The sequence below is a fragment of the Methylobacterium aquaticum genome, from assembly GCF_001043915.1.
Lineage (GTDB): Bacteria > Pseudomonadota > Alphaproteobacteria > Rhizobiales > Beijerinckiaceae > Methylobacterium > Methylobacterium aquaticum.
Genome location: NZ_LABX01000024.1, coordinates 1 through 7,720 on the forward strand (window position 1 = coordinate 1; position 7,720 = coordinate 7,720).

Genomic DNA, 7,720 nt, shown 5'->3' on the forward strand with positions numbered 1-7,720 from the left:
GACGCCCCTGGCCTTCATCATCGAGCGGCGCATGCAGCGGGTCCATGCGGATCTTGCCTCCCCGGACAACGCGGACCGATCGGTCGCCGATGTGGCGCGCCGCTGGGGCTTCGTGCACATGGGCGACTTCGCGCAGCGCTACCGTCGGCGCTTCGGCTGCACGCCGACCGAAACGCGCCGGCAGGCCGGATGAGGCCGCAGCGTCGGCAATCCGGTTGCTCGCGTATCACGATCGCGCACGGCGCTGTCATGTTTGCGACGATGGAATTTCAATCAATTCGATAGCATTCAAGCCGATTTCTGTCTCTCGTCCTCTCGAGACCAGACCTCAGAGCATTCTGCGCCGGTCGATGAGGATGGGAGATGGCACGATGTTCAAGTTCGACGGCTTCATGGCGCGTTCCACGCTGCGCGCCCTCGATCGATCGCACGCCATGATCACCTTCGGCCCGGACGGAACCATCCTGTCGGCGAACGAGACCTTCCTCGCCATGATGGGCTACGCGTCCTCCGACCTGCAGGGCCAGCATCACCGCATGCTCCTGCCGGTCGCCGAGCGGGTCGGCGCCGCCGGCCAAGCCTTCTGGGACGACCTGGTGCGCGGCACCCCGCGCGAGGGCGAGGGCCTGCGGCTCGCCAAGGGTGGCCGCGAAGTCTGGCTCTGGGCGAGCTACAATCCGGTGCGCGGGCGCGACGGGCGCATCGCCCGGATCGTCACGGTCGCGGCCGACATCACCGAGGCCAAGCGGCGCGGCCTCGATCGCGAGGGACGGCTGACCGCCCTCGACCACTCGCAGGCGGTGATCACCTTCACGCCCGACGGCACGATCGAGGATGCCAACGAGAACTTCCTCGACGCGCTCGGCTACCGGCTCGACGAGATCCGTGGCCGTCACCACTCCCTGTTCGTGGACCCCGCCGAGCGGGACACGGATGCCTACCGGGCGTTCTGGCCGTCCCTGCAGGCCGGTGAATTCCAGGCGGCCGAGTACCGGCGCCTCGGCAAGGACGGGCGCGTGGTCTGGATCCAGGGAACCTACAACCCGATCCTCGATGCGCGAGGACGGGTCGTGCACGTGGTGAAGTTCGCCACCGACGTCACCCCGCAGGTGCGCGACCGGCAGCGCCGGGCCGAGGCGGGCCGCACGATCGCCGGCGACCTCGCGGTCATCGGCGACGCGGTGAGCGATGTCACCGACCGGAGCGACCAGGCGGCCAGGGCGGTCGGGCGGGTCTCGGGCGACATCCAGGCGGTGGCGGCGGGAGCGGAAGAGCTCGCCGCCTCCGTGGCCGAGATCAGCCAGCAGGTCTCGCACGCCTCCACGATCTCCCGGGGGGCGGTGGTGCAGGCGCAAGGGACCGGCGCGATCGTGGCCGGGCTGAACGGCCAGGCCGAGCGGATCGGCGAGGTGGTCGGCCTGATCCAGTCCATCGCCGAGCAGACGAACCTGCTGGCGCTCAACGCGACCATCGAGGCGGCCCGGGCGGGCGCGGCGGGCCGTGGCTTCTCGGTCGTCGCCGCCGAGGTGAAGGCGCTTGCCGGCCAGACGGCCCGGGCCACCGACGAGATCCGGGCCCGGATCGACGCGACGCGCGCCGCGACCCACGAGGCCGTCGCCGCCATCGGCACGATCCAGGCGACGATCCGGGAGCTGGACGCGGTCGCGGCCGCGATCGCAGCCGCGGTCGAGGAGCAGGCCGTGGTGACGCGCCAGATGTCCGGCTCGATGCAGGCCGCGTCCCACGGCGTCGGGCAGATCGCCGCGGGCGTCGGCGCGATTGCCACGGCCGTGGCGCAGGTCGACCGCGCGACCCGGCAGGTGCGGGAGGTGTCCCAGGCCATCGCGTGACGCGGGCGGGCGCCGCCATGGACGGATCATCGGGGCCGGACCGTGCCGACCCGCAGGGGGACGGGCGCCCCTATTCCGCGGGTTGCGGCGCGGTGCCGGGCTCTCGGTCGTCCTTGCCATGCTCTTTCTGGCCCGGCTCGCCCGTCCGCCCCCGCCTCTCCCCCAGCCGCTCCGCCGCGACGTAGAAGACCGGGGTGACGAACAGGGTGAGCAGCGTCGCCACCAGCAGCCCCCCGATCACCACCGTGCCCATCGAGATCCGGGCATTGGCGCTGGCGCCGCTCGCGACGGCGAGGGGCAGCGAGCCGAGGATGAAGGCGAAGGAGGTCATCAGGATCGGGCGCAGCCGCAGCCGGACCGCGTCCCGGGCCGCCGTCACGGCGTCCTCGCCCTTCTCCCGCAGGTCGCGGGCGAAGGAGACGAGCAGGATCGCGTTCTTGGCCGCCAATCCCACGAGGAGCAGCAGGCCGATCTGCCCGAAGATGTCGAGGGGAAGGTCGCGCAGGGCCAGCGCGCCCACGGCGCCGAACAGGGCGAGCGGCGTCACCAGGATCACCACGAAGGGCAGGCGCAGGCTCTCGTACTGCCCGGCGAGCAGGAGCACGATCATCACCACGCCGAGGCCGAATATCAGGGGCGCCCAGCCGCCGGCGATCTTCTCCTGATAGGCGACCTCGGTCCATTCCACCGCGTAGTCGGTCGGCAGCGCCGTCCCGGCCAAGCGCTCCACCGCCGCGATGGCCGCGCCCGAACTGGCGGATTCGGCGGTGTCGAGGGCGATCTCGATCGCCGGATAGGTGTTGTAGGACAGAACCGCCGTCGGCCCGCTGACGAAGTGGGGCGTGACGAGCGCGCCGATCTGCACCGGCTCGCCCCGATTGTTCGGCACGGTGAGCCGCGACAGGTCCTGGATCGTGCGTCGCCCTTGCGACTCGCTCTGGACGTAGACCTGGTACACGAAGCCGAACTTGTTGAAGAGGTTGACGAAGGACGAGCCGACATAGGTGCCGAGCGCGTCGAACAAGGATTGCAGGCTCACCCCGAGCTGCTCGGCCTTGGCGCGGTCGATGTCGAGGCGCAGCTGCGGCACGCCGTAGCTCGTGGTGGCGGTGGCGCCGCCGATCTCGGGAAGCTCCTTCAGCTTCGCGATGAAGCCCTCGGCGGCGCGGGCGAGCGCGAGGCCGCCCGCGCCGCTGCGGTCCTGCAATTCCAGCGTCAGGCCGCCGCGGGAGCCGAGGCCCGGCAGCGGCGACGGGTCGACGATGCGCAGGACCCCGTCCGGGTGGTTCTTGAACCGTTGCCGGAGCCGCCCGATCACGTCGGTGACCGTCTCCTCGCGCTGGTCCCAGGGTGTCAGGGTCGGGATCTGGAAGCCGTAGAACGGGGCGGTGACGTCGGCCAGGATGCCGCGCCCGGCGACCCCGATCGTGCCGGCGACGGAGGGCTCGGCCAGCGCCGCCCGGCCCACCTCCTCCACCATCGCGGCGGTGCGGGCGACGGAGGCGCCCTTCGGCATCGCGATGTCGGCGAAGAAGTAGCCCTGGTCCTCCTGGGGCACGAAGGCGCTCGGCCGGCTCGCGACCATCCAGGCGGTGAGGCCCGCGAAGACCAGGAAGACGAGGCCCGTGGCGACGAGGTGGCGCGACAGCCGCCCGACCGAGCCGGCCGCGATCCCGGTCGCCCGGTCGAGGGCGGCGTCGAACCAGCGCAGCGGCGCCCGCCACCGGCTCCGGTGGGCCGCCTTGTCGTGGGGCTTGAGCAGCAGGCCGCAGAGCGCCGGCGTGAGGGTGAGCGAGACGACCGCCGAGATCAGCACCGAGATCGCGATGGTCAGCGCGAACTGGTTGTAGAGCTGGCCGGTCAGCCCCGGGATGAACGCCACCGGCACGAACAGGGCGGCCAGCACCAGGGTGGTGGCGATGACCGGGCCCGCCACCTCGTTCACCGCCTCGCGGGCGGCCTCGCGGGGCGCCTCGCCCTCCTCCATCAGCCGCTCCGTGTTCTCGACCACGATGATCGCGTCGTCGACGACGAGGCCCACCGCCAGGACCAGCCCGAGCAGGCTCAGGGTGTTGAACGAGAAGCCGAGCAGGGCCATCGGCCCGAAGGTGCCGACGAGGGCGACGGGCACGGCGATCGCCGGGATCAGGGTCGCGCGCCAGTTCTGGAGGAAGAGGTAGGTGATGACGACGACCAGCACGATCGCCTCGATCAGCGTCTTGATCACCTCGTGGATCGAGGCTTCGACGAACTCGGTGCGGTCGAGGGCGATCCTGTATTGCAGGCCCGGGGGAAACCGCTTGGCGATGTCCGTCATGGTGGCGCGCACGCCCTTCATGACCTCGACGGCGTTGGCCTCCGGGTTCTGGTACAGGCCGAGCGAGGCGGCGGGCTTGTTGTCGTAGGTCGAGCGGCTGCCGTATTGCTCCGAGCCGAGCTCGACCCGGCCGACGTCGCGGATGCGCACCACCGAGCCGTCGGGATTGGCCCGGATCACCACGTCGGCGAACTCCCGCGCTTCGGTCAGGCGGCCCTTGGTGACGATCTGGAGCTCGAAGGCCGGCGCGTCGCGCACCGGCTCCTTGCCGAGCGAGCCCACGGTGATCTGGGCGTTCTGCTGCTCGATCGCCTGGACGATCTGGCTCGGGCTCAGGCCCAGCGCTTCCATCCGGGCCGGGTCGAGCCAGATCCGCATCGCGTAGCGCTTGTTCGAGAAGTTGACGATGCGGCCCATGCCGGTGACCCGGCGCAGGGGCTTGATCACCTGGGTCTCGGCCCAGTTCGACAGGAAGAGTTCGTCGTAGCGGTTGTCGTCGCTGTAGAGCACCACGTTGCCGAGGCGCTGGCGGGAGGACTTCACGATCTCGAGGCCCTGGTCGCGCACCGCCTGCGGCAGGCGCGCTTCGGCGCGCTGGGCCCGGGTCAGCACGTCGGCGGCGGCGGCGTTGAGGTCGGAGCCGACCTCGAAGGTCGCGTCCATGCCGACGCTGCCGTCGGCGTTGCTGGTCGAGCTGATGTAGATCAGGTTCTGCGCGCCGTTGATCTCCTGCTCGAGCGGGATCGCGATCGCCTCGTAGGCCTGCTGCGCGGTGGCGCCCGGATAGGTCGCCTGGATGTTGATGATCGGCGGCGCGATCTCGGGGAACTGGGCGATCGGCAGCGACAGGCCCGCCACGGCCCCGATCAGGGTGATGAGCACCGAGATCACGCCCGCCAGGACGGGCCGGTCGACGAAGGAGGCGAACATCCTGGGTCCCGCTGGCCGCCGGGCGCCGCGGCGCCCGCCGCGAGCCGGCGGCCTGGGAGCCGGGGCCTCGGGGCGGGCCGTCGGAGCCTGCGACGGTGAGATGAAAGGTCTCGGGCAACGTGATCGCGCCCGAGCGTGTTCCCCGGAGGAAGCTTGCGCGATCGCCCGCGGGAACCCGGCCGGCGCGTCCCCTCGTCCCGGGCCGGAACCGCGGCGGCGGATCGGTGCTTGCCCGCTCGGACGCCCGGCCGTGACGCGGGCGCGGCGTCCCCCTGGAGGAGTCCAGGATCGTGAGGAGTCCAGGATCGTGCGCGCAGGTTTTCGCTACGGCCTCGTCGGTCTCGCCGCGTTCGCGGCCGGTGCCGGCCTCTGGTGGGGGATCGGCCATCCGCTGCCGCCGGGCGCCGCGGGCGCGCTGCCGGGCCCGGTGGCACGGTTCCTCGCGCCGCAGGCACCGCTGACGCCCCGCGCGCCGGAAGCGCCCGCCTTCGACGTCGCGGTGGCGCGGGCCGCCACCGAAACCGTGCCGGTCGCCTTCTCGTATACCGGCACGGTGATCTCCCCGAAGGACGCGGCGCTCCAGCCCCGGGTCACCGGCGTGGTCACGGAGCGGCCGTTCGAGCCGGGCGGCCATGTCAGGAAGGGCCAGATCCTGTTCCGCATCGATCCACGGCCCTTCGAGGTGGCGTTGCGCACGGCGGAGGCGCAGCGCGAGCAGGCGGCGGCGCAACTCGCCTTCGCGGATGCCGAGGTCGAGCGCACCCAGCCGCTCGCCGACAAGGGCTACGCCTCGGAGCAGCGCTTCCAGCAGCTCGAGAGCAACCGGCAGGTCGCCCGCAGCCGGGTGCAGGAGGCCGAGGCCGCCATCGCCCGCCAGAGGCTCAACCTCGACTACGCGGTGATCCGCGCCCCCTTCGACGGGCGCTCCGGGCTCTCCGACGTCAATGTCGGCGATTCCGTCAACGAGAACGCGACCCAGCTCGTCAGCGTGGTCCAGGTCGATCCGATCGAGGTGCAGGTGGCCCTCTCGGCCGAGGATTCGGAGGCCGTGCGCGCCGCCCTCAAGGAGGACCGCGCCGTCGTCCAGGTCCTCGACGGCCAGGGGAAACCGGAGCGGATGGCGACCGTCTACAAGCTCGACAACCGCTTCGACCCCCGCACCGCCCGCCGGCTGATCCGGGCCTGGCTGCCCAATGCCGACGAGCGCTACCTGCCGGGCGAGTTCGTGCGCACGCGCGTGCAGGTGGGCACCGAGGAGCGCCTGCTGGTGCCGACGGTCGCCCTCTCGGCCCAGCTCGACCAGCGCATCGTCTGGCGCGTCGGTGATGACGGCCGCGTGGCGATGACCCCCGTCGAGACCGGTGCGGAAATCGGCGACCGCACGGCGATCCTGAACGGCCTGAAGGCCGGGGACCGGATCGCCACCGACCACCTCCAGCTCCTGCGCCAGGACCAGCGGGTCGGGATCAAGCGGGACGGCGAGGCGAGCGGCACGGAGGCCCGGCAGGCGGCGAACCAGCCCGGCGACGCGGTCCGGTAACGCGCTGCGGCCCGCCGGGGGCACCGGGATCGGCGTTCCGCCATCCGATCCTCAGGGGGCGTGGGCACCCGCGCGCCAGGCGAGGTCGAGGACGAGGCCCTGCGGCAGGGTGTCGAGGAGCGGCGTCACCGGGAGCCCCGCCGCGTTGAGGAGCCCGGCATTCCAATGGTTGCAGACGGCAAGAAGGCTGAAGCGCCCTTCCGCCTCGTAGAACAGGCTCGGCCCGTAGAGGCCAGGCCCTGCCTCGACCGGATGGCCGTCGCGCCGGGTGAAGGCGCGTCCGAGCGCGGCGGCGAGGCGCCGGAAGCCGGCCTGCGACAGCCTCAGGGGCACGATCCCGGCCCCCGGGACGACGTCACCGGGCTCGACCGCGACCCCGACCACGTGCAGGACGGCGGAGCGCCCGCCCGGGGTGAACAGGGCCTTCAGCGCCAGGCGCCAGTCGAGGGCCTGGAACGTCGGCACGGCGCGGTAGAAGCCGGCATCGCCCCAGCCGATCTCCAGGGCCGGGCTGGCGCGGAACCGCTCGGTCACCTCCAGGAGCGCCCCGTCCCCGGCCTCGGCCGCCGCCGCCGCCAGGGCGTCGCGGGGCAGCAGCAGGCCGGAATGCCAGGCCCCTGCGACGAGCCGCACCGTCACCGCCGCCTCGCCGGGGGCCGGTGGGTACAGGCCCGGATCGCCCGGCCGGGCGGTGAGCCAGCCGGCTGCCAGGAGAGTGACGGTGAGGGTGACGGCGAGGATCGCCGCCCCCCGGCCGAGGCGCCGCATGGCGGTCAGGCCGCCACGACGAGACGCCGCAGGTCGTGGTCGGAGGCCAGCCGCTCCGAGGAGGCGTCGAGGATCTCGATGCCCGCGATGCCCCCGGCGGCGTCGTAGGCGACGACGAGGCCCGGCCGGATCTCCCGGCTCTCCACCACCTCGGCATCGGTGAAGCGGACGGACAGGATGTCGGTCTCGGTGTCGTAGCGGCCCGTCACGGCGTGGGACGGTGTGGAAGTCTCGCTCATGGCCTGTGCGGATATCCGGGCAAAGGTTGACGGATCGCCTCTTCGCCGCGCCGACGGCACCGGGCACCGGGCACCG

At 72.3% G+C, this 7,720-nt stretch carries 6 protein-coding genes; 3 read left to right on the forward strand and 3 right to left on the reverse strand.

The genetic code is table 11. The annotated features are described in order from the left end of the window. Together VP06_RS03055 and VP06_RS03060 are read left to right on the forward strand one after the other, a co-directional pair. The coding region (locus VP06_RS03055; RefSeq protein WP_048462371.1) for a helix-turn-helix domain-containing protein at nucleotides 1-193 on the forward strand (193 nt) is incomplete at its 5' end. 178 nt (nucleotides 194-371) lie between these two features. Further along, nucleotides 372-1,850, forward strand: a complete 1,479-nt coding sequence (locus VP06_RS03060) for a methyl-accepting chemotaxis protein (protein WP_048462372.1) — start codon at nucleotides 372-374, stop codon at nucleotides 1,848-1,850. A gap of 70 nt (nucleotides 1,851-1,920) precedes the next feature. On the opposite strand, the gene VP06_RS03065 is transcribed toward VP06_RS03060, so the two are convergent. Then, the gene (locus VP06_RS03065) at nucleotides 1,921-5,097 is read right to left on the reverse strand and encodes an efflux RND transporter permease subunit (protein WP_048462373.1); all 3,177 of its coding nucleotides are present in this window, start codon (nucleotides 5,095-5,097) and stop codon (nucleotides 1,921-1,923) included. 307 nt (nucleotides 5,098-5,404) lie between these two features. Here VP06_RS03065 and VP06_RS03070 point away from each other — a divergent pair, with 307 nt between their 5' ends. After that, entirely contained in the window at nucleotides 5,405-6,637 is a 1,233-nt protein-coding gene (locus VP06_RS03070; RefSeq protein ID WP_048462374.1) for an efflux RND transporter periplasmic adaptor subunit, read from the forward strand. Nucleotides 6,638-6,688: 51 nt separating this feature from the next. Here VP06_RS03070 and VP06_RS03075 read toward each other — a convergent pair whose 3' ends face one another. Further along, nucleotides 6,689-7,405: a DUF2459 domain-containing protein gene (locus tag VP06_RS03075; protein ID WP_048462375.1), complete on the reverse strand. Its 717-nt coding sequence runs from the start codon at nucleotides 7,403-7,405 to the stop codon at nucleotides 6,689-6,691. A 5-nt stretch (nucleotides 7,406-7,410) separates the two neighbouring features. Continuing rightward, entirely contained in the window at nucleotides 7,411-7,644 is a 234-nt protein-coding gene (locus VP06_RS03080) for a DUF2283 domain-containing protein (RefSeq protein ID WP_048462376.1), read from the reverse strand. Nucleotides 7,645-7,720 lie beyond the last annotated feature (76 nt).

What these genes read in the sequence shown, in the direction of transcription:
- VP06_RS03060 (WP_048462372.1), top strand. Translation starts at nt 372, where the DNA reads ATGTTCAAGTTCGACGGCTTCATGGCGCGTTCCACGCTGCGCGCCCTC.
- VP06_RS03065 (WP_048462373.1), bottom strand. Translation starts at nt 5,097, where the DNA reads ATGTTCGCCTCCTTCGTCGACCGGCCCGTCCTGGCGGGCGTGATCTCG.
- VP06_RS03080 (WP_048462376.1), bottom strand. Translation starts at nt 7,644, where the DNA reads ATGAGCGAGACTTCCACACCGTCCCACGCCGTGACGGGCCGCTACGAC.
- VP06_RS03075 (WP_048462375.1), bottom strand. Translation starts at nt 7,405, where the DNA reads ATGCGGCGCCTCGGCCGGGGGGCGGCGATCCTCGCCGTCACCCTCACC.